Here is a 22216-nt window from a genome sequence, read left to right on the forward strand (position 1 = left end):
TTACAGCTCGGTGGCGTCATCGGCCGGATCCAGAGGATCCAGTTCAAAGGCCTGGTACTCCAGCAGTTCTTCCTGATATTCGTCCATGGTGGGCTCCTTGTTTTGAATTAAAAGCGGCTGCAGATAAATGACCTGCACAGCCAGCCTAAAGTGCCGTGATGACGAAAAAATGTCGACGTCATGACGTTCCTGCACTCCAGGATTAAACGTAGCAGCGTAATGCGGATTTAGCACCGGGGTTTTGAGGCGCGATTGCAATCAGGGATGCACTGAAATGGGCGGGAATGCATTCCATTGTGGGAGGGGGCTTGCCCCCGATAGCTGGGTGTCAGTCAACACATCTGTCACTGACCCACCGCTATCGGGAGCAAGCCCCCTCCCACATTCGATCTGCATCAAGTTTCAGACTTGCGTCGACCACGGGTTTGGACACCCGCCTCCACCGCCATCCCGGCGGTACGCTCCAACGCCTCGGCAAACGCCTGGCGCTGCTGCGGTTCGATCTGCGACAGGAACAACTCGTCCACCGTACTTTCGTAGATCTTCCACATTTTTTTACGCAACGCCCGGCCGGCATCGGTGATAGATGCAAAGGCCGCGCGGCCATCGCCGTCGGAGCGTGAACGCAGCACCAGGCCGTCCTTTTCCAGGCGGTCTACCAGGCGCGTGAGGTTATAGCGCTCGATGGCCAGTACATCGGCCAATTCGTGCATGCGGCGGGTGCCTTCGGGGCCGCTTTCCAGGCCCCATAAAGCGTCGTACCAGGCGTAAGGCGGCAAGTCGGCGGCCGCCAGGCGGCGCTCGATTTCGCGGATGACCGTCCTGTGGGCCCTGACAAAACGGAACCATACATCGGGCTCTTTCGACGACATGCAACACCATCCGGCGGATTTCAAGAAGGTTGCAATAGTAGCTCATCCCGCGCTAGATTCGGCCATGTAGTTGCAATTGCAACAACTTTGACGACGCTCCCACAAGGAGCCCGTCACTTGAAATCCGCCTACCCTGGAGCCTCACATGACCTCGAATAACGCAGTCGGACGCGACGTCGATCCACAGGAAACCCGCGAGTGGCTGGAGTCCATCGAATCGGTGCTGTCCACCGAAGGCCGCCCGCGCGCCCATTACCTGATCGATCAGTTGCTGGATTTCGACGTGGCGCGGCATGGCGACTTCTACGGGCGGGTGACCACCCCTTACGTCAACACCATCCCGGTGGAACGCCAGTTGCCCTACCCCGGCAACCTGGTCATCGAACGCCGTATCAACGCGTTTATCCGCTGGAACGCCATGGCCATGGTATTGCGTGCAGGCAAACACTCCGGTGTGGGTGGGCATATCGCCACTTATGCGTCAGCCGCTGTGCTGTACGACGTAGGTTTCGACCACTTCTTCCGTGGCCGCACCGACAGTTTCGACGGCGACTTGGTGTACATCCAGGGTCACTCTTCGCCGGGCATCTACGGTCGCGCCTACCTCGAAGGCCGCATCAGCGAAGCACAACTGGATAACTTCCGCCGCGAAGCCGGTGGCGAGGGCATTTCGTCCTACCCCCACCCCCGGCTGATGCCGGACTTCTGGCAGTTTCCTACGGTGTCCATGGGCCTCGGGCCAATCACGGCAGCCTATCAGGCGCGTTTTATGCGCTATCTGGAGTTTCGTAATCTCAAGCAACACCAGGGCCGCAAGGTCTGGGCATTCCTCGGTGATGGCGAAATGGACCAACCGGAATCCCTGGCCGCCATTTCCCTGGCCGGACGCGAGAAACTCGACAACCTGATCTTCGTGGTCAACTGCAACCTGCAACGTCTGGACGGCCCGGTACGCGGCAATGCCAAGGTGATCCAGGAGTTCGAAAGCCTGTACCGCGCCGCCGGCTGGAATGTGATCAAGGTGATCTGGGGCGGTGGCTGGGATGCACTGCTGGAAAAAGACACCAGTGGCCTGCTGCGCCAGCGCATGATGGAGTGCGTGGACGGCGACTACCAGAACTACAAATCCCAGAACGGCGCCTACGTGCGCGAACATTTCTTCGGCAAATACCCGGAGTTGCTGGCACTGGTTGCAGACCTGTCCGACGACGATATCTGGAAACTCTCACGGGGCGGCCATGACCCGGACAAGGTCTACAACGCCTATGCCGCCGCCGTGCGCCACAGCGGCCAACCGACGGTGATCCTGGCAAAAACCGTCAAGGGCTTTGGCATGGGCGAAGCCGGCGAAGGCCAGAACATCAACCACCAATTGAAGAAGATGGGCGCCGACGCCGTCAAAGCCTTCCGCGACCGCTTCGGCCTGGAAGTGCCCGATGAGCAACTCGCTGAAATTCCGTACCTCAAGCCCACCGCCGACAGCGAAGAAGCCCGTTACTTCGCCGCGCGTCGCCAGGCCCTGGGCGGCTATGTGCCCGCGCGCCACACGGCGGTCGAACCGTTGCAGATCCCCGAACTGAGCGCCTTCGCCACTCAGCTCAAGGACACCGGCGAGCGCGCGATATCAACCACCATGGCCTTCGTGCGCATCCTCGGTACGCTGCTGAAAGACCCGCACCTGGGCAAGCTGATCGTGCCCATCGTGCCGGATGAATCACGCACCTTCGGCATGGAAAGCCTGTTCCGTCAGATCGGCATCCACTCTGCCGTCGGCCAGCTCTACACCCCACAGGACTCCGGGCAACTGAGCTATTACAAGGAGAGCAAGGACGGACAGATCATGCAGGAAGGCCTGAATGAATCCGGCGCCATTTCCTCGTGGATCGCAGCAAGTACGTCCTACAGCAACCACGGCCTGATGACCGTGCCGTTCTATATCTTCTATTCGATGTTCGGCTTCCAGCGCGTCGGCGACCTGGCTTGGGCGGCGGGCGATGCACGCGCGCGTGGTTTCCTGCTGGGTGCCACCGCCGGGCGCACCACGTTGATGGGCGAAGGCCTGCAGCATGACGATGGCCATAGCCATATCCTGTCATCGGTGATTCCGTGCTGCGTGTCCTACGACCCGACCTTTGCCTACGAACTGGCGGTGATTATTCGCGAAGGCATGCGGCGTATGTATGTCGAACAGGAGGATATTTACTACTACATCACCCTGCTCAACGAAAACTACCCGCACCCGGCGATGCCCGAAGGTGTGGAGGATGGCATTGTTAAAGGCATGTACCGCCTGAGCGGCAGCCAGCACGCCAAGGTGCAACTGATGGGCAGTGGTTCGATCCTGCGCGAAGTGATCGCCGCCGCCGACCTGCTCGCCAACGACTTTGCCGTGCAATGCAATGTATGGAGCGTGACCAGCCTGACCGAGTTACGCCGTGACGGGCACGCGGTGGAGCGCTGGAACCTGCTGCACCCCGAGCGTGAGCCGCGCGAGAGCTACGTCGAGCGATGCCTGGCCGGGCAAACGGGACCGGTGGTGGTGGCGACGGACTACGTGAAGCTGTTCGCCGATCAGATTCGTCCGTTTGTGCCGGGCCGACGCTTTATCGCACTGGGCACTGATGGCTTCGGGCAATCAGACACCCGGGAAGCCTTGCGCGCGTTCTTTGAGGTGGATCGCCACTTCATCGCCCTGGCTGCCCTGAAGGCACTGGCGGATGACGGCGTGATCGGTCGCGACAAGGTCAGTGAAGCGATCAAACGCTACGGGATCAACGTCGACAAGGCCGACCCCGTAGCGGTTTGATTTACTGCGCAGGCGTCGGCAGGGGCGGAATCGCTTCTGTCGGCGGCGGCAGGTCCGGCGTGGTGGCAGCGGGTGCGGGTTCGGCCTGCGGCGCAATCGGTGCAGCCTCAGGCGCGGGCACAACCGGCTCCGAGGCAGCCGGTGCGGCAGGCTCTTCCTTCGGCGCCTCGACTTTCTCTGCAGCCGGTGCGGCCTTCGGCTCCGGTACACCGAGGTCGGCCTTTGGCTGCTCGGGGATATGCTCAGCCTTCTTCACTTCCTGGGGCAGGAACACATCCACCAACGCAAAGTAACGGTCGTAGAACTTCGGCGCGGACACTGTCTCACTGGCCACCTTCACCATCGAGTCATCGGTGGAGCCGATCGGCATCGACACCGACCCCAGCACGCCCACACCCAGGCTCGCGGAGTTATTGACCTTCTTCAGTGCATAACGATCCTGCAGGGCATTGGCAAACATTGTCGAGTGGTTCTTACCTTTGCCATCATCGGCGCACACCACGTTGAAGCTGATCTGCAGGTGCGTTTCGCCGGTCTGCTGGAAGCTCTTGTTACCCACGACCAGTTTCGGATCGCTGCTGGTGATGATGTAGCCCTGGCTCAGCAAGGCACGCCGCGCGGCCTCGCACGCCGCTACATCGGTAACCGGGTAATCCCGGGAAAATGTACCGGAGTCGTCGAAGTTCTCATGTTCATAAATAGCGGTCTTGGGTGACGAGCAGCCCGCGGCGCCCGCCAGCACCAGCGCCAGCCCGAAGCTACGCAAGTGGAATGATGTCGACATTGAAAATCCTGAGGAAAACGGTCTGGGCGGTATTGTGCAACAGAACGAGGCCTTGGCGCGCGCATTCCTGTCGGTAAAACGTCACAGGGCTAAGCACCGGGGCCTGCCGGGAAAAGCCCGGCGCACATATGATCAATAAATACGCGGAGCTTGGCCGATGTATGGCGACCGGGCCACAACATCCAGAAACTGCCCCGATGCTCCAGGTATTCATCCAGCACCCGTTGCAAGCGCCCCTCGTCCACGGCCTGGTTGACCATGTAGTCCGGCAGGCAGGCAATGCCCAAGCCCTCGAGCACCACATGGTTCAGAGACTCGATGGTGGTACTGACCAACGGCGTACGTAACAGCGGTTCCGCAGCCCCCGGGGCAAGGCGCAACGGCCAGGGCTCGAGCTTGCCCGTGGCGCAGAACTTGTGGCGCAGGCAGGCGTGGCCATTGAGGTCCTGTGGTTGCTGCGGCGTGCCGTGTTGGGCGAAGTAGCCCGGTGTGGCGACGAGTACCAACTGGTAGTGGCCCAGATGACGCGCCATCAAACGCGAATCTTCCGGCTTGCCGGTGCGAATCACCGCATCGAAACCTTCCTCGATCACGTCCACCATGCGGTCGGAAAAATCCACGTCCAGCTCGATCTCCGGGTAGGTACGCATAAAGTCACTGAGCACCGGCATCAACAAGCCGCGCACCTGCGGCACACTGATGCGCAACTTGCCCCGTGGCGTTGCAGCGGCGTCCGTCAGCTCCTGCTCGGCCGCTTCCACCTCAGCGAGAATCCGCCGCGAGCGCTCAAGGAACAGTGCACCTTCACTGGTCAAGGTGATACTGCGCGTGCTGCGGTGAAACAGCCGCACGCCCAGGCGCTCTTCCATCCGCGCAATGCTTTTGCCCACGGCCGACGACGACACCCCCAGCACGCGGCCGGCGGCGGTGAAGCTGAGCGTCTGCGCCACCTGCACAAATACCGACAGGCTGCCCAAGCTGTCCATGATCTGCCTCCAGCGATTGCGGACACCGGCGTCCGATAAGTTCGGAACCTTAGCCTGTTTTTCCGTCAGTCACAGCCCCCTACTCTGCCTGCTTGCCCTTTTACCTGGATAAAACGTCATGAGCAGCAGCCCTTCACTCACCGCATCAGGCCAGCGGGATTCTTTACCCCTGGGCGGTTTACTGGCCCTGGCCAGCGCCGGCTTTATCACCATCCTCACCGAAGCCATGCCCGCCGGGCTTCTGCCGCAGATGGGCGAGGGCCTGGGCGTGTCGCCCGCCTTGGTCGGCCAATTGGTTACCCTCTACGCCCTTGGCTCCCTGCTGGCAGCCATCCCGCTGACGCTGCTGACCCGCGGCTGGCGCAGGCGGCCCTTGCTGCTGCTGGCCATTGGCGGGTTTGCCTTGGTCAACAGCGTAACCGCGCTGTCCAGCCATTACGGGTTGACCCTGGTGGCGCGCTTTTTTGCCGGGGTCTTCGCCGGGTTGCTGTGGGCGTTGCTGGCGGGGTACGCGAGCCGAATGGTGGCGCCACACCTGCAAGGTCGCGCCATTGCCGTGGCGATGCTGGGTGCACCGCTGGCGCTGTCGCTGGGTGTACCCGCGGGTACCTTCCTCGGCACCGCCGTTGGCTGGCGCTTGAGCTTTGCGATCATGACCGGGCTGACCCTGGTACTGCTCGCCTGGGCACGCTGGCAACTGCCGGACTTTGCCGGCGAACGGGCGGATAAACGCCTGGGGCTGCGCCAGGTGCTGAACCTGCCGGGCGTTCGTCCGGTGCTATGGGTGACGTTTACCTACGTGCTGGCCCATAACATTCTGTACACCTACATCGCCCCGTTGCTGGTGCCCGCCGGGGTTGAGGCAGACGTTGACCGAGTGCTGCTGGTGTTCGGCCTCTCGGCGGTGCTGAGCATCTGGCTGGCAGGTGTATTGATTGACCGGTGGCTGCGCGCCTTGCTGCTGATCAGCTGTGCGCTGTTTGGCCTGATCGCCCTGGCGCTGGCGTTGTGGATCAATGTGCCGGCAGTCATCTATATCGTCGTGGCGTTATGGGGCCTGGCGTTCGGCGGTTTGCCGGCATTGCTGCAAACCGCACTGGCCCAATCGGCGGGCGAGTCGGCGGATGCCGCACAATCCATGCTGGTGACCGTGTGGAACCTGGGGATAGCCGGCGGCGGCCTGGCGGGTGGCGTATTGCTTCAAGGTTGGGGCGTTGCGGCCTTTCCATGGGCGGTTGTGCTTCTGATGCTATTGGCGTGGGCCGGCGCATTGCAGACGGCCGCGCAGGCTTCAGTCATTTGCGCCACTCGCCGGAGCGACGCCGACCAGGGCTCAGTGCCCCATTGATGGTTATTGCCCGTGCCGACTAACCAAGTGATTACCTCGTCGAACACCCGCAGCACGGCAGGAACATCCGCCACACTGGCAAAAGTCATCCGGCAGCGCCTGGAAAAATGTCCCGTGACTCATGTGAGGGCGGGATCACATCCATTCATATAACTACCACCCCAACTCCGGAACCTCCTCACCTCTGTAGCCACCCAACTAGACCTCTGCTGAAAACACCCTCTTAGGCAACACGAGAAGTCTAGACCATGAGAAGCATCGACACCCTACGCAATATTGCTCCACAAACTGCTGCTGCCACATTGCGAGAGATGCGGCAGGAAGAAACAGACTCTCGGCATGCCTCGGAGGCGAACGATCTGACGCCCCGCGCCCAAGCCGACAGAGACCTCGCCATCACTTACGCCACAGCACTGCGCAAATACGCAAACGAACTGCCCGTCGCGATCTCCAGCAGTGACTCTATCGACAATATTTCCACCGACTCGCTGTACGGCCAATGGCGCACTCATCTGAATAAGCTATTGCAACTTCCGGCGTTAAAGGTGTGGGCGCTTGCCAATGGTATCGATCTGACAAAAGGTATCAGCATTGATCCATCGAAAAACGCCATAGGGCAGGTTAAGGCGGACGGAACAATCAAGAGCCTCTCGGCCTTTGAAGCGATGAGAACGGTTCCGGATGAGTGGCGTCTGCTGATGAATGCGGCCCAAGTACTGGCGAGCGACAGTGGAGCTATCAGCGCTGGGCACACGACGGTCGGGGTGCTTGAAATATCCCGGTTTTTTCGTGATCACGGGACATTAGCATCAACCAAAGCGGCGTTCGAACAGCGTGCCCTTGAACTGGACAACAATCAGGGCGCGCTCAATCTTGACCTTTCCGACCCACGGAGTGAGGATCAACTCAACACCCAGAAGCAAGCTCTGGAAACGTTCATCAAGCGCAAAGCTATCACTCTCGACGAAACTCAAAGCCCCGACTTATCCCCCCCTGCGATTAGCCCCCGTAGCGCCGGGGACGGTGCATTGGCCGTGCTCTTTCACCAGAAACTATTAAGTTATCGCCATTATCCTGGCTTTCAACCACTTGAAAACATCCCAAAAGACTCATTGTTCGGACAATGGCGAGCGCACTTCAGAAAGATCCTCGATAGCACGGACGTCAAAGAGTGGGCCTCCAAGGAGGGGATCGACCTCAAGCAGTTTCGGGTCCACGTCACACCATCCGGAGGCTTAGGTGCGATCTCGTACCCAAAGAATGGCGATACGGAGCAGATTACCTACCATCAAAATCCTCCACAGTGGTGGTCTTTGTTGATAAGCGCAGCTAAAGCGCTGGGAGCCCATTATTATCAGATGGATGATGACTGGGAAAGCACAGCCCCCCTGTATGAAGTAGGTAGGTTTTATCGTCACGACGTCGAAAAAACGGGCGACTTTCATGCTTTGGATACTCACTTGAGCAGTACCAACGGCGCATTGACACTGAGCCCTACCGATCCACGCAGCGAGGAAACCCTGGCGACGGCCAAGACCACTTTTGGCAACGTAGCCAATCAACGAGAATTGATCAAAGCACTCGACTCCATTGCCTCCCTTCTGAGCCCTGACGCTGGATCAACTCATTCTCTCGACTCGCAGTTGATCGGGCCGACGGCACAACGTATTCCTATCGATCCAGACAGCACGTATAGCCAATGGACGGCGAATGCCGGCGAGACCGCAAGTGTCGGAGATTTCATCAAAGCTCACGGGTGGCCCCTTCCAGTCGACAGAGAAGCCGTTGTCGCGTTGTCCGAGCGGTTGGGCTCCATCAAGATGGTTGACGGCACTGCGCGGGAAATCGGTGACAGCGAGTTGGCACAGCTTTACGCAAATGAGCTGGACGAATACGCAGCGAGTAAACCCCCTGCTGATCTTCGTAAACTTGTTATCAAAAACATTCCACGGCACTCGACGCTCGGGCAATGGAAGGCTCACCTTCACTCGCTGCTCAACAATGCCGAGCTTAAAAGCTGGGCAGGCCTCAACGGGGTGGACCTGTCGAAGCCATTCGAGATCACCGATGACGGCGAGCTGAAATGCTACGTCAACGGCAATTCTAAAGTGTTTAGCGGGCAAGACTTAGAGTCGTTGCCTCTGACCTGGCCGCTGATCCTCGCCGCCGCCGCCCAAGTACCGACTCCGGACGCCTTGCTGTCCGACAGCCCCGAAGACGCCACTCTCGAAGACATCGCGGCGTTTTACGATGAGCCATCTGTGTGGTCAAAGACCACCTTGGAGCAGCGGGTTGCGATACTTCGCAAGATCAATGCCTTCCCCGCTCAGCAAAACCTCTCTTCGCGTGCAGCCTCCCCATCAAAGTCGCTAGCAACCATTGAAGTGGCACAGAGGCGCTTGGGTGCCATTCTGAATGAACACTCCCTGGCCACTCAGCTGAGTGCCATCGGCGATGCTCAGACTGAGCTGACCAATGCACTGAAAACCACCAGGATCACACTTGCACCCGGTTCGTTCCTGGCATCAGAGGAGGATTTGGCTGAGAAATCCGTCACCCTGGAAGAATTCATCCGTATGAACGGTTGGCTTCAACCGAAAAATACTGAAGAACTGATCAATCTGATCGGTCATCTCAAGCGCCAACCGTTGACCTCTGCGCGGCATGGCAATTTAGGCGGTGCCCTGTCCTGGCCCATCCCTCTAGACGATAAGGCTCGCGCAAGTCTGGTAACCTCCCTGAGATTATCCAAGGATTACGACGCCTCGAAAGGATTGCTGGGCAGCCTGGGCTCAACTGTCAGCCTCTCCGCCTATGAGGGCGGTCCCGAGATAACACTGGACAATGCCCGACAGTGGCTCGGTAAAGTGCTCAACACACCTCGCGCCAAGGCGCTGGGAGTAACACTTCAAAATGAATATCAAGGCATCGCCTCCGCGTCGACTGCCAATGACTTGGTCCTGGCGGCGCTCAGTGCCGAGCTTGAGCATCAGGCCAGCCCGCTTAACCCCGCCTCCCCGGCGAGAACAACCATTGCGGGTTTTGACCTGACCAAGAGTCAGTACTGGCACACGCCTCCTTCTGTCGTGGTCAAGGACTTGACCGATCACTTGGTCAAAAACGCTAGAGTCCCTCGGAACATGGCCTGCGCCGCGGCGCTCTTGTTATTGTCACACAAGGCCCCGGCTCTACTGGTCAAAGATATTCCCGAAACCGTGACCATGGGCTCACATACCTGGGTCACCTTTACAACAGCCGTCGCCCGTGTCGAGGCACAAGCGCCGGGTGCCTCGGCGAAAATGACGTTTGCCCAAATCATGGCCTACGCAGACCTGGCCCCAATTACCCAGTCGGCACAAGGTATCGAGCAAGCTGCCAGAAAATCGGCATTGAAAGATTGGGGAGTTGCCCAGGGACTTCTTAAGGTTAACGCTCGGGACGCGTATAGCGATCAGCAACTGAACACCGTTCTCGAAGCGTTTAACAACCAAATCACCGAATTGAAAGCCGCATCTACAGCCTTGCATGTCGACATGCCGAACCGAAAGGCAATGGCATTGGCCGAACTGAAAAGGGTCTTCGGTGAACAGATCCCTTTTGAAGAAAAATGCATCAATGTGGCCTCACCTCATCGGGACTATAAGGGGCCTTACTCGTTTCTGGATCTGTATATGGCGGACAAATTGGGGACGCCCGCCGGTATTCTCAAACCTACGGAAACTGTTGTAAACGGGACGCTTGGCACAGGGTCCAGCACGAGCAATCGATTGAAGCTTAACTACTGGGTATCTTCCAACAGCAAGGTCGACCTCCGCAGCCTGCTCGCCAGGCAAGGGGAACTTCCCGATATAACCAGTAAATTCGAGCAAGCCTTTTCTGCTTACAGGCCCAAGCTAAAACAACACTTGCCGACTGTCGTCAAACACCTGATTTCAAAAATGCCCCTGGAGGACCGCAAGCACTTGGAGTTAGGGAAGCTGGAGCTATTTAAAGTAATAGATGCCAAAAAAAAAGGGGCTCTTGGCATCTCATCCGCGCCGACCTATGCCTATACGCCAAACCCGGACCGTCTCATCATAAAAACCACGCTTGGGGGAGATCCCAAGACCTTTGAGTTTGACTTGAAAGAGGCCAGCGTTCGCCATCGGAGTGATCTTGATAATGTCAAGGCCGGGATTGTCAGCGAGTCCCAGATCGACACTGAGTACATGCAACCCCTTACTCCCTCGAATACACAGCAGCACCTGCTCCAGGAGCAAGCCGACACCGACACCACGCCCAAAAGTTACTTCAGCGACAGAACGACCCTTATTGCCGGTGCCGCGATCCAGGACGCTGCCATCGACAGACTGCAAGCCCAGGCAAAAGGTGTGACAACCTTCGAGACCGAATTCAACACCGATAAGTTCTTACATGAAGTAGTGATGAACCTCATTCCCCTCAGGTCAGCGATTGTCAATTTCCAACAAGGCAAGATTGGCGCAGGTCTCGTCGACTTGGGCTTAGATATCCTGGGCGTTGTGATGGCGTTTGCGACTGGAGGTGCTTCTGCCGGCCTAAAAGCCGCAGCTTCCGGCGCCTCGACAGCCGCTCGCGTGCTCCAGGGGGCAAGGGTCATCGGTCGACTGACACTCAGTGCCCTCAACCCGGCGAGCGGTATTGATGATCTGGGTCGACTGATTGTAAACGGTGGTCAAAGGCTGATCCATGCAGGAGGCCATTTGGCCTCGAAACTGGGAGGAACCATCGGCGACCTGGCAGGTACCAGACGATTGCTTGGGTCAATGAATAGTTTTGATCTGGTGGCAGCCAGCAAGCGCTTCGATGCTGCCGCCACCGGTACGTTCAAGATCATGGACGAGGTCTTCGAAGGGACTGCAGTTTTCTTCAAGGGCAAATGGTACCCCTATAGCCTGACGAACAACGCTCCCTATGGAAAACCGCTGGCTTTTTTTAATCCAAATAGCATCGCGATGGGCGGCGAGATTAAAAACGTCAGGGTGTTGGATGAAGGGCTTGTTTTATTTGAGGACATTCATGGCGGAGCCAAACGGCTCACTCTGGATGCTCATGGCGTCGTGAATCCAATGGATGGTTCCACCAGTATATTAGTGAACGGTGAGCACCTGGCGCCCAGAGAGTTCCTCGACCATTTAAAACGTACTAGGGTAAAGATTGAAGACTATGACGAAATTCGCCTGACTGTATGCAATTCTGCTAACGGCGGTGCCAATTCATTCGCTGCGCAGTTTGCAAAACTCACGAAAAAACCGGTGAAAGGCTATGAAGGAACAATGTACGTGCAGCCTAATGTGGAATCCATGCATCTGAATAACTTTCCCCACAGGGCTGCTCGCAGGGATTATCTGGATGACCGGTTTCTGGGCGTTAAACGACAAGTAGAAAACAAATATGTTGAGATAGGCCAGTTGGATAACGGCGTCATGAAGTACTACCCGGACCCAAGCTACAAACCCGTGAAATTTTCTGCCCAAGGGGTTGCTCAACCCTCTACCCCAAAAACTCCGCGACCAATGACACAGGCTGAAATTGAACAACACAACAAACGGGTCGCGGATGCCCAACGTGCCCAAGATGATGCCACCCACAACAATGCCGATTTGAGTGATTACGAAGATTTTACCTAGGCCCTGTATAAAACCATCTGCAACTCATGGGAACCCAGTGAGCATAGGGACTTATTACAGTCCGCTCCATCAACGGCGCGCTCTGCTGAGGCTTCCTCTGGAACCATAAAAAAGCCCCCGGTCTTTTCAGGCCGGGGGCTTCTTGTTCAAACCGTCATCAGTACTTCTTGATATCGGCCTTGGTTTCCAACTGCTTGCGGTACGCGGCGAAGTCCTGTTGGCCAACACGGGAAGCGAGGAAGCGGCGGTACTGCGCCTTTTCTTCGTCCGTTGGGGCAGCCGCCTCGTTGACGCCGTTCAAGCGCACGATCACCAGGCTGCCATCAGCCAGTGCCACGGTGGTGAAGGTCGGCTTGTCCTTGGCCGCAGGCTTGGGCATGCGGAACAGGGCTTGCAGCACGGCCGGGTCAATCGCTTCCTGGCTACGGGTAGCCGCTTCAGTGACTTTCCAGGCCTGGCCGTCGACCGGCTGGTTCAGCGGGGTCTTGCCATCACGCAGGCTGGCGATCAGCTCATCAGCGTGAGTCTTGGCAGCCGCGCTGGCGCGCTCCTTGGCCATCTGTGTGCGGATCGCCGCTGCAACGCTTTCCAGCGGCAATTGCGCCGGTTTGCGGTGCTCTTTGGCACGCAGCACGATGATGGTTTCCGGGTCCAGCTCGATGGCGCTGCTGTTGGCCCCCTCATCCAGCACTTCCGGGCTGAACGCAGCGGTGACCACGGCGCGGTTGGCCGCAACACCGTCACCGCCCTCACGGCCAAACGGCGCGGAGGTGTGTACGGTCAGTTTCAGGTCAGACGCCGGTTGAGCCAGATCGGAGGCTTCGAATGCCGCATCTTCCAATTGCTTGGTTGCTTCGACAAAACGCTGCTCGACCTGCTGGGTCTTGAGCTCGCGGGTCAGCTTGTCTTTCAGGCTGGCGAACGTCGGCACTTGCGGTGCCTCAACGCCCAACAGCTTGATCAAGTGCCAACCGAAGGTACTGCGCACCGGTGCAGATACCTGGTCCTTGTTCAAGGCGTACAAGGCGGTTTCGAAGTCCGGGTCGTAGACGCCAGGGCCGGCAAAGCCGAGGTCACCGCCATTGTTGGCCGAGCCTGGATCCTGGGAGAACTCCTTGGCCAAGGCCTCGAACTTCTCACCCTTGGCCAGGCGCGCCTGGATTTCTTCGATCTTGGCCTTGGCTTGCGCGTCGGTGACCTTGTCGTTGACTTCAATCAGGATGTGCGCTGCACGACGCTGTTCAGCGAGATTGGCGGTTTCTTTCTGATAGGCCGCCTGCAGTTCATCGTCCTTGACGCTGACCTGGTCGAAGAAGGAAGACTTCTTCAGTTCCAGATAGTCGATGACCACCTGGTCCGGGGTCATGAACTCCTTGGCGTGCTGGTCGTAGTAGGCCTTGACCTCGTCGTCGGTGAGTTTCACCGCCGCAGGGTTGGCCTTGATATTGACGGTGGCGAAATCGCGGGTCTGCTTTTCCAAACGGGCAAATGCCAGCACTTCGGCGTCGGTCACGAAACCGCTGCCGGCGATGCCTGCGCGAACCTGGCCGATCAACATTTCCTGGGTCAGCATCTGACGGAACTGCAGACGGCTGTAGCCCAACTGACGGATCACCTGGTCAAAGCGTTCGGCGTTGAACTTGCCGTCCACCTGGAATTCCGGCGTCTGCAGGATCACCTGGTCCAGCGCAGCCTCAGAGAAGCCAAACTTGGAGTCCGCGGCGCCTTGCAGCAGCAGCTTGCGATCGATCAGGCCCTTGAGGGCTGCTTCGCGCAGCAATTTTTCGTCCAGCAGTGAAGCATCGAAATCCTTGCCCAGCTGTTGCATCAGCTGGCGACGTTGCATATCGACGGCCTGGCTCAGTTCAGTCTGGGTGATTTCTTCACCGTTGACCTTGGCCACGTCCTGCTTGGTGTTGGTCGAAGCCTGGAAAATGGCCTCGATACCGGTGAACGCCATCAATGCGACGATGATCCCGATAATGGTCTTGGCAATCCAGCCTTGTGAATTGTCCCTGATATTTTGCAGCATGCGTCCCCCAGAAACGGTTGAACTTCAAAAATTGGCAACCGTGGAGCGTGGGTAGAGTCCGGATAGAAGAAAGGCGCATCCGAGGATGCGCCTTCTCGTAACTGGCGGAGCGGACGGGGGGTTGAATCTACACCCCGGCTTGGCGACCCGATGGATACTTGGGTCAGCTGTCGCTCCGCTGCCAGGCCAGACCTGCGTCCGACCCGGGTAGCAAAGGCTTGATCGAAGCTTAGTTAACCGCTTCTTTCAGGGCTTTACCGGCTTTGAAACCTGGTTTCTTGGCAGCAGCGATTTGCAGTGCTTTGCCAGTCTGTGGGTTACGGCCAGTGCGAGCTGGGCGGTCAGTCACAGAGAAAGTACCGAAGCCTACCAGTACCACGGAGTCGCCGGCCTTCAGAGCGCCAGTGACGGATTCGATTACTGCATCCAGCGCACGGCCGGCAGCAGCTTTCGGGATATCAGCGGATGCAGCGATAGCATCAATCAGTTCCGACTTGTTCACTCTAAGTCCCCTTATATATCTATTGAGTATGATTCTAAGTTTTTTGGTAAACAGCAAAAACCAGTGCTGAATGGCCTACAGACACTTAAGAGCCGCTTTATAACAAGGGCTCTAAAAAGCTGTCAAGGAAGCCCCCAGGCTTATTCACATTAATGCGTGCTAATTCTTTCCTTGGAATCAGACTCTCGCTTTTCGTCCTTTGCGACTATCTCCGGAGCCACATCCGGCAAGGGCTCCGGCGCGTATTGCAGCGCAATTTGCAGGACCTCGTCAATCCATTTAACCGGTTTAATCTGAAGATCCTGCTTGATATTGTCAGGAATTTCCTTCAAGTCGCGAACATTCTCTTCAGGAATGATCACGGTCTTGATGCCACCGCGGTGTGCCGCCAGCAATTTCTCTTTAAGGCCACCAATGGCCAATACCTGGCCACGCAGGGTGATTTCCCCGGTCATCGCGACATCGGCGCGCACCGGTATGCCGGTCAATGCCGAAACCAGGGCCGTGCACATGCCTACGCCAGCGCTGGGGCCATCCTTCGGTGTAGCCCCTTCCGGCATGTGGATGTGGGTGTCGTGCTTCTCGTGGAAGTCCAGGGGGATCCCCAGGCTCCTGGCGCGGCTGCGCACCACGGTCTGCGCGGCGGTAATGGATTCGACCATCACGTCACCGAGGGAGCCGGTCTTGATCAACTGGCCCTTGCCGGGGATCACCGCAGCTTCGATGGTCAGCAATTCGCCGCCCACCTGAGTCCACGCCAGGCCAGTGACCTGCCCTACCTGATCCTGCTGTTCTGCCAGGCCGTAACGGAATTTACGCACACCCAGGAAGTGCTCAAGAGCGTCGGCCGTGACCTTCACCGAGAAGCGTTTTTCCAGCGCGTGCTCCTTGACCGCCTTGCGGCAAATCTTCGCGATCTGGCGCTCAAGTCCCCGTACACCGGCCTCGCGGGTGTAGTAGCGCACGATGTCGCGGATCGACTCGACGTCGAATTCGATCTCGCCCTTCTTCAGGCCATTGGCCGAAATCTGTTTGGGCGCGAGGTATTTGACGGCGATGTTGATCTTCTCGTCTTCGGTGTAACCCGGCAGACGAATCACCTCCATCCGGTCCAGCAATGCCGGCGGAATATTCATGGAGTTGGAGGTGCACAGGAACATTACGTCGGACAGGTCGTAGTCGACCTCCAGGTAATGGTCATTGAAATTGTGGTTCTGCTCAGGGTCGAGCACTTCCAGCAAGGCCGATGCCGGATCGCCACGCATGTCGCTGCCCATTTTGTCGATTTCATCGAGCAGGAACAGCGGGTTGCGCACACCCACCTTTGTCATTTTTTGAATCAATCTTCCTGGCATCGAACCGATGTAAGTCCGGCGATGACCACGAATTTCCGCCTCATCACGCACGCCACCGAGGGCCATGCGCACGAATTTACGGTTGGTGGCATTGGCGATGGACTCGGCCAGGGAGGTTTTACCTACCCCAGGCGGGCCAACCAGGCACAACACCGGGCCACGAATCTTCTTCACGCGTTTTTGCACGGCGAGGTATTCGAGGATGCGCTCTTTGACTTCTTCAAGGCCATAATGGTCGGCATCGAGAATGTCTTCAGCGCGCGCCAGATCCAGGCGTACCTTGGTCTGAGCCTTCCACGGCACCTGCACCAGCCAGTCGATGTACGAGCGCACCACGGTGGCTTCAGCCGACATCGGCGACATCTGCTTGAGCTTGTTCAACTCGGCGGTGGCTTTGGTCAGGGCGTCTTTCGGCAGACCGGCAGCATCGATGCGCTTTTTCAGCTCTTCGATTTCGTTGTGGCCTTCCTCGCTGTCGCCGAGCTCCTTCTGAATGGCCTTCATCTGCTCATTCAGGTAGTACTCGCGCTGGCTGCGCTCCATTTGTTTTTTGACACGACCACGGATGCGCTTCTCGACCTGGAGCAGATCGATTTCGGCATCCAGCAACGCCAGCACGTGTTCGACACGGGCCGACAGGTCGATGATTTCGAGGATGTCCTGCTTCTGCTCGATCTTCAGCGCCATGTGCGCGGCCATGGTGTCGACCAGGCGGCTTGGCTCATCGATGCTATTGAGGGAAGACAACACTTCAGCCGGGACTTTCTTGCCCAACTGCACGTACTGCTCAAACTGCGAGAGCAGGCTGCGCACAAACACTTCGGACTCGCGCTCAGGGGCCTCGACTTCGTCGATCAGCACCACTTCAGCGCGCAGGTGGCCGTCCACCTCCATGAAACGCTCTACCGCACCGCGCTGCTCGCCTTCCACCAGCACCTTGACGGTGCCATCGGGCAGCTTGAGCAGCTGCAGGACAGTGGCAATGGTGCCGACGCGATACAAGGCATCTTCGCCCGGATCATCATCGGCAGGATTTTTCTGGGCCAACAGCAGGATCTGCTTGTCGCCCGTCATCGCGGCCTCGAGGGCTTCGATAGACTTCTCGCGCCCCACGAACAGCGGGATAACCATGTGCGGATAGACGACGACATCACGCAACGGCAGGAGAGGCAATTCGATGGTTGTCTTCATGATTTCGCCTCTATGACAGTTGAAAAATAAGCTTGAAACCAAGATGGGGGCTGCGTGTAAAAAAAACAAGCTCAATGCTGGCAGTTACACGCAGTAAAAATCCTTATGAAAAACAAAGGAGCCCCTAGAGGCCCCTTCGTTTGTACCAAAACTGCGAAACGCTTACGCGTCTGGCGCAGCCTTGGCAGTCGGCTCACTGTTTTCGTAGATATACAGTGGCTTGGACTTGCCTTCTATAACGCTTTCGTCGATCACCACTTTACTCACCTCGGACTGCGAGGGGATTTCGTACATGGTGTCGAGCAATACACCTTCGAGGATCGAACGCAGGCCACGTGCACCGGTCTTGCGCTCCAGTGCCCGCTTGGCCACCGATTTGAGCGCGTCGGTACGGAATTCGAGGTCCACACCTTCCATCTCGAACAGCTTGGCGTATTGCTTGGTCAGGGCGTTTTTCGGTTCGGTGAGGATCTGAATCAGAGCCGCCTCATCCAACTCGTCCAACGTGGCCAGGACCGGCAAACGGCCAACGAATTCCGGGATCAGACCGAACTTGACCAGATCGTCAGGCTCGACTTCACGCAGGGACTCGCCCACCTTCTTGCCTTCTTCCTTGCTGCGCACTTCTGCACTGAAACCGATGCCGCCACGGGTAGACCGTTGCTGAATAACCTTCTCCAGGCCGGAGAATGCACCGCCACAGATAAACAGGATGTTGCGCGTATCAACCTGAAGGAATTCCTGCTGCGGGTGCTTGCGGCCGCCTTGTGGCGGTACGGAAGCGACCGTGCCTTCGATCAGTTTCAACAGGGCCTGCTGCACGCCTTCACCGGAAACGTCCCGGGTGATCGACGGGTTGTCGGACTTGCGCGAGATCTTGTCGATTTCGTCGATGTAGACAATACCCATCTGGGCCTTCTCTACGTCGTAGTCGCACTTCTGCAGCAATTTCTGAATGATGTTCTCGACATCTTCGCCCACGTAGCCAGCCTCGGTGAGGGTGGTGGCGTCGGCGATGGTGAACGGAACGTTCAGCAGGCGAGCGAGGGTCTCTGCAAGCAGGGTCTTACCCGAGCCTGTAGGACCGATCAGCAAGATGTTGCTCTTGCCGAGTTCGACTTCGTCGCCTTTCTTGTCACGCTGGTTCAAGCGCTTGTAGTGGTTGTATACCGCTACGGCCAGAACCTTCTTTGCACGCTCTTGACCAATCACATACTGATCAAGGATGCCGCTGATTTCTTTAGGCGAAGGCAATTTATGCGCGCTGCTTTCGGCCTGGGCTTCCTGCACCTCCTCACGGATGATGTCATTGCACAGGTCGACGCACTCGTCGCAGATAAAGACCGAGGGGCCGGCAATCAATTTGCGCACTTCATGCTGGCTTTTGCCACAGAAGGAGCAATAGAGCAGCTTGCCGTTGTCCTCGCCGTTGCGGGTGTCAGTCATTCGTTCGATCCAAATCCGATAGGCTTGCAACACAAGATGAAGGCTTATGCGGGCTTTTTCAAGCCCGCAGGTGATCGGGAAACCCAACCAGCCCTATTTTGAGCGGCTTATATTAAGCGGGGCGCTTTTCGATCACTGCGTCGATCAACCCATATTCACGTGCAGCTTCGGCGCTCATGAAGTTGTCACGGTTGGTGTCGCGCTCGATTTCTTCCAGGGTGTGCCCGCTGTGCTTGGCCATCAGCGTGTTGAGACGTTCGCGGATGAAGAGGATTTCCTTGGCGTGAATTTCGATGTCCGACGCCTGGCCCTGGAAACCGCCCAGTGGCTGGTGAATCATCACGCGCGAGTTCGGCAGGCAGTAACGCTTGCCCTCGGCACCTGCGGTCAGCAGGAACGCGCCCATGCTGCAGGCCTGGCCAATGCAGGTAGTGGATACGTTCGGCTTGATGAACTGCATGGTGTCGTAGATCGACATGCCCGCAGTCACCGAACCGCCCGGTGAGTTGATGTAGAGATGGATGTCCTTGTCCGGGTTTTCCGCTTCAAGGAACAGCAGTTGCGCACAGATCAGGTTGGCCATGTAGTCCTCTACCGGGCCCACCAGAAAGATCACTCGCTCCTTGAGCAGGCGCGAGTAGATGTCGTAGGCGCGTTCGCCACGAGCGGACTGCTCGACAACCATCGGGACCAGGCCGCCTGCGGCCTGGATATCAGAGTTCTGCTGAATATAGGAATTACGGAACATGCTCTGCAGTTACTCCCAAATAGTCATGTCTTGAAAACGCATAAGCCAGCGCGAGGCTGGCTTATGGTTGAATTTCCAACGAGTTGGACAATCAGTCGGCTTGTGCTGCTTCCGCCGGCTTGACTGCTTCTTCGTAAGAGACCGCTTTATCGGTCACCTTAGCCTTCTGCAGAACAGTATCCACAACTTGTTCTTCCAGCACAACCGAACGTACTTCGTTCAGCTGCTGGTCGTTCTTGTAGTACCAAGCCACGACCTGCTCAGGCTCCTGGTAGGCCGAGGCCATTTCCTGGATCATTTCGCGGACGCGATCTTCGTCAGGCTTGAGGTCGAACTGCTTGACCACTTCAGCCACGATCAGGCCCAGCACCACACGGCGCTTGGCTTGCTCTTCGAACAGCTCGGCCGGCAGTTGGTCTGGCTTGATGTTGCCGCCGAACTGCTGGACAGCCTGTACGCGCAGGCGATCCACTTCGTTGGACAGCAGGGCCTTAGGCACTTCGATCGGGTTGGAGGCCAGCAGACCGTCCATGACCTGGTTCTTGACCTTGGACTTGATAGCCTGGCGCAGCTCGCGCTCCATGTTCTTGCGAACTTCGGTGCGGAAGCCTTCGATGCCGGTTTCCTTGATGCCGAACTGATTGAAGAATTCTTCGTTCAGTTCTGGCAGCTTAGGCTCGGAAACGCTGTTGACGGTCACGGTGAACTCGGCGGCTTTGCCAGCCAGGTCCAGGTTCTGGTAGTCAGCAGGGAATTCCAGGTTCAGGACACGCTCTTCGCCGGCCTTGGCGCCAACCAGGCCGTCCTCGAAGCCAGGAATCATGCGGTTGGAACCCAGCACCAGCTGAGTACCCTTGGCGGAGCCGCCAGCGAATGCTTCGCCGTCAACCTTGCCAACGAAATCGATGTTCAGCTGGTCTTCGTTCTGGGCAGCACGGCCGACCACTTCGAAACGGGTGTTCTGCTTGCGCAGGATTTCCAGCATGTTGTCCAGGTCCGAATCAGCCACTTCGGCGCTCAGGCGCTCGATAGCGATACCGTCGAAACCGGCCACTTCGAACTCGGGGAACACTTCGAATACGGCAACGTATTCCAGGTCCTTGCCCGCTTCCAGGGACTTGGGCTCGATCGAAGGCGAACCAGCCGGGTTCAGCTTTTGCTCAACCACTGCTTCGTAGAAAGAAGCCTGGATCACGTCACCGACGGCTTCATTGCGTGCATCAGCACCAAAACGGCGCTTGATTTCGCTCATTGGCACTTTGCCTGGACGGAAACCAGCGATCTTGGCCTTTTGGGCAGTCTGCTGCAGACGCTTGTTGACCGCAGTCTCGATGCGCTCAGCCGGCACGGTGATGCTCATGCGGCGCTCGAGAGCAGTAGTATTTTCAACAGAAACTTGCATGGATATTCCTCGTTGCACAGACGTTAGCCGGCCATTTCCGACCCCAATCAAGGGCATGCATTCTAGTGGGTCAAACTCAAGAAGTCACCCTACTGGAAATACGCCCGTAAACAGCCGGCAATTTATCGGTACGAAGGCACTGTCGCGCCCCGCCCCGGTGACAAATAAAGCCAATCACGCCAGGGCTCTGCGCCGCCCCTCTATATATAGAAGGGATCGTCGCCCATCTCCCTGACGGCCTACCTCGCAATGAAGGCAGATAACAATGCAGTATCATCGAGACACATAAATACGATGAAACGCATCACCATCGCGACCCACAACCCGCAGCCACGAAAAACCGAACCGCCAAAACCAAAAAAGGCGCCAGACTGTTAAATCTGGCGCCTTTCGAATATGGGGTGGACGAAGGGGATCGAACCCTCGACAACGGGAGTCACAATCCCGTGCTCTACCAACTGAGCTACGCCCACCATATTGCGTTAACAAAGAAACCAAACTACTTCTTTGTCTAACCCCACCCTGCATGCAAACCGAGTAAGGCCTTATTTGGTGCGGATGAAGAGACTCGAACTCTTACGCCTCGCGGCGCTGGAACCTAAATCCAGTGTGTCTACCAATTCCACCACATCCGCGCTTGAAGCTCTTAAAGCAAAGGCGCCAGACGGTTAATCTGGCGCCTTTCAAAATATGGGGTGGACGAAGGGGATCGAACCCTCGACAACGGGAGTCACAATCCCGTGCTCTACCAACTGAGCTACGCCCACCATATAGCGCTACTTGTGCCAAAGCTGCCTAATGGCGCACCCGGCAGGACTCGAACCTGCGACCATCCGCTTAGAAGGCGGATGCTCTATCCAGCTGAGCTACGGGCGCCTTATTAATCTGTACTCTTGGAGGATTACAAACTAAGTGCTTCCAGCCTTGCAGAACAACGATTCTGCTCGACCTTCTTAACCAGTGCTAGGCTGTGCCCGACAAGTGCGACGAATAGTATAGAGGGCCTGGAAACCCGTCAAATCTTTTTTGAAAAAAATTCATTTTATTTAAGGGGTTAGGCCAATTTGCGGACCAAGCGCCTTTGCCCTCACGCCGT

13 protein-coding genes and 4 tRNA genes are annotated in these 22216 nt (G+C 57.5%); 3 read left to right on the forward strand and 14 right to left on the reverse strand.

What is annotated here, in order from left to right:
• Both BB029_RS32955 and BB029_RS17600 read right to left on the reverse strand, forming a co-directional pair.
• Positions 1–258, reverse strand: a complete 258-nt coding sequence (locus BB029_RS32955; protein WP_139237758.1) for a hypothetical protein — start codon at positions 256–258, stop codon at positions 1–3.
• 137 nt (positions 259–395) lie between these two features.
• Complete coding sequence (locus BB029_RS17600) at positions 396–872, reverse strand: MarR family winged helix-turn-helix transcriptional regulator (protein WP_027606249.1); 477 nt, start codon at positions 870–872, stop codon at positions 396–398.
• 145 nt (positions 873–1017) lie between these two features.
• Here BB029_RS17600 and aceE point away from each other — a divergent pair, with 145 nt between their 5' ends.
• The gene (gene aceE / locus BB029_RS17605) at positions 1018–3678 is read left to right on the forward strand and encodes a pyruvate dehydrogenase (acetyl-transferring), homodimeric type (RefSeq protein ID WP_065940145.1); all 2661 of its coding nucleotides are present in this window, start codon (positions 1018–1020) and stop codon (positions 3676–3678) included.
• A 1-nt stretch (position 3679) separates the two neighbouring features.
• On the opposite strand, the gene BB029_RS17610 is transcribed toward aceE, so the two are convergent.
• The gene (locus tag BB029_RS17610; protein ID WP_065940146.1) at positions 3680–4462 is read right to left on the reverse strand and encodes a DUF2242 domain-containing protein; all 783 of its coding nucleotides are present in this window, start codon (positions 4460–4462) and stop codon (positions 3680–3682) included.
• 89 nt (positions 4463–4551) lie between these two features.
• Complete coding sequence (locus BB029_RS17615; protein ID WP_065940147.1) at positions 4552–5448, reverse strand: LysR family transcriptional regulator; 897 nt, start codon at positions 5446–5448, stop codon at positions 4552–4554.
• Positions 5449–5566: 118 nt separating this feature from the next.
• Between BB029_RS17615 and BB029_RS17620 the strand changes: the two genes are divergently transcribed.
• Both BB029_RS17620 and BB029_RS33270 read left to right on the forward strand, forming a co-directional pair.
• The gene (locus BB029_RS17620; protein WP_065940148.1) at positions 5567–6796 is read left to right on the forward strand and encodes an MFS transporter; all 1230 of its coding nucleotides are present in this window, start codon (positions 5567–5569) and stop codon (positions 6794–6796) included.
• A gap of 248 nt (positions 6797–7044) precedes the next feature.
• A complete protein-coding gene (locus tag BB029_RS33270; protein ID WP_065940149.1) occupies positions 7045–12444 on the forward strand; it encodes a hypothetical protein in 5400 nt (1799 codons plus the stop codon).
• Positions 12445–12601: 157 nt separating this feature from the next.
• Here BB029_RS33270 and BB029_RS17630 read toward each other — a convergent pair whose 3' ends face one another.
• The 10 genes from BB029_RS17630 to BB029_RS17675 all read right to left on the reverse strand — a co-directional run bounded on the left by BB029_RS17630 (position 12602) and on the right by BB029_RS17675 (position 21996).
• On the reverse strand, positions 12602–14476 hold the full coding sequence (locus tag BB029_RS17630; RefSeq protein ID WP_065940150.1) for a SurA N-terminal domain-containing protein: 1875 nt from the start codon (positions 14474–14476) through the stop codon (positions 12602–12604).
• Between the two features lie 229 nt (positions 14477–14705).
• Positions 14706–14978, reverse strand: coding sequence for an HU family DNA-binding protein (locus BB029_RS17635; RefSeq protein ID WP_003174819.1), 273 nt, complete (start codon positions 14976–14978; stop codon positions 14706–14708).
• A gap of 149 nt (positions 14979–15127) precedes the next feature.
• Entirely contained in the window at positions 15128–17524 is a 2397-nt protein-coding gene (gene lon, locus BB029_RS17640) for an endopeptidase La (RefSeq protein ID WP_065940151.1), read from the reverse strand.
• A gap of 162 nt (positions 17525–17686) precedes the next feature.
• Positions 17687–18970, reverse strand: coding sequence for an ATP-dependent Clp protease ATP-binding subunit ClpX (gene clpX / locus BB029_RS17645; RefSeq protein WP_003238279.1), 1284 nt, complete (start codon positions 18968–18970; stop codon positions 17687–17689).
• 112 nt (positions 18971–19082) lie between these two features.
• Positions 19083–19718, reverse strand: a complete 636-nt coding sequence (clpP, locus tag BB029_RS17650) for an ATP-dependent Clp endopeptidase proteolytic subunit ClpP (RefSeq protein ID WP_003174822.1) — start codon at positions 19716–19718, stop codon at positions 19083–19085.
• 91 nt (positions 19719–19809) lie between these two features.
• Complete coding sequence (gene tig, locus BB029_RS17655) at positions 19810–21120, reverse strand: trigger factor (protein ID WP_065940152.1); 1311 nt, start codon at positions 21118–21120, stop codon at positions 19810–19812.
• A 397-nt stretch (positions 21121–21517) separates the two neighbouring features.
• Positions 21518–21593 (reverse strand) — tRNA-His (locus BB029_RS17660).
• Between the two features lie 77 nt (positions 21594–21670).
• A tRNA-Leu gene (locus BB029_RS17665) sits at positions 21671–21755 on the reverse strand.
• Between the two features lie 56 nt (positions 21756–21811).
• Positions 21812–21887: transfer RNA gene (locus tag BB029_RS17670), tRNA-His, on the reverse strand.
• A gap of 32 nt (positions 21888–21919) precedes the next feature.
• A tRNA-Arg gene (locus tag BB029_RS17675) sits at positions 21920–21996 on the reverse strand.
• Between the last annotated feature and the right edge of the window lie 220 nt (positions 21997–22216).

The organism is Pseudomonas sp. S3E12, from assembly GCF_001702295.1.
Taxonomy (GTDB): Bacteria; Pseudomonadota; Gammaproteobacteria; order Pseudomonadales; family Pseudomonadaceae; genus Aquipseudomonas; species Aquipseudomonas marginalis.

Coding starts and splice junctions, on each gene's coding strand:
- BB029_RS33270 (WP_065940149.1), top strand. CDS start 7,045: ATGAGAAGCATCGACACCCTACGCAATATTGCTCCACAAACTGCTGCT.
- BB029_RS17600 (WP_027606249.1), bottom strand. CDS start 872: ATGTCGTCGAAAGAGCCCGATGTATGGTTCCGTTTTGTCAGGGCCCAC.
- tig (WP_065940152.1), bottom strand. CDS start 21,120: ATGCAAGTTTCTGTTGAAAATACTACTGCTCTCGAGCGCCGCATGAGC.
- BB029_RS17610 (WP_065940146.1), bottom strand. CDS start 4,462: ATGTCGACATCATTCCACTTGCGTAGCTTCGGGCTGGCGCTGGTGCTG.
- aceE (WP_065940145.1), top strand. CDS start 1,018: ATGACCTCGAATAACGCAGTCGGACGCGACGTCGATCCACAGGAAACC.
- lon (WP_065940151.1), bottom strand. CDS start 17,524: ATGAAGACAACCATCGAATTGCCTCTCCTGCCGTTGCGTGATGTCGTC.
- clpP (WP_003174822.1), bottom strand. CDS start 19,718: ATGTTCCGTAATTCCTATATTCAGCAGAACTCTGATATCCAGGCCGCA.
- clpX (WP_003238279.1), bottom strand. CDS start 18,970: ATGACTGACACCCGCAACGGCGAGGACAACGGCAAGCTGCTCTATTGC.
- BB029_RS17620 (WP_065940148.1), top strand. CDS start 5,567: ATGAGCAGCAGCCCTTCACTCACCGCATCAGGCCAGCGGGATTCTTTA.
- BB029_RS17630 (WP_065940150.1), bottom strand. CDS start 14,476: ATGCTGCAAAATATCAGGGACAATTCACAAGGCTGGATTGCCAAGACC.
- BB029_RS17615 (WP_065940147.1), bottom strand. CDS start 5,448: ATGGACAGCTTGGGCAGCCTGTCGGTATTTGTGCAGGTGGCGCAGACG.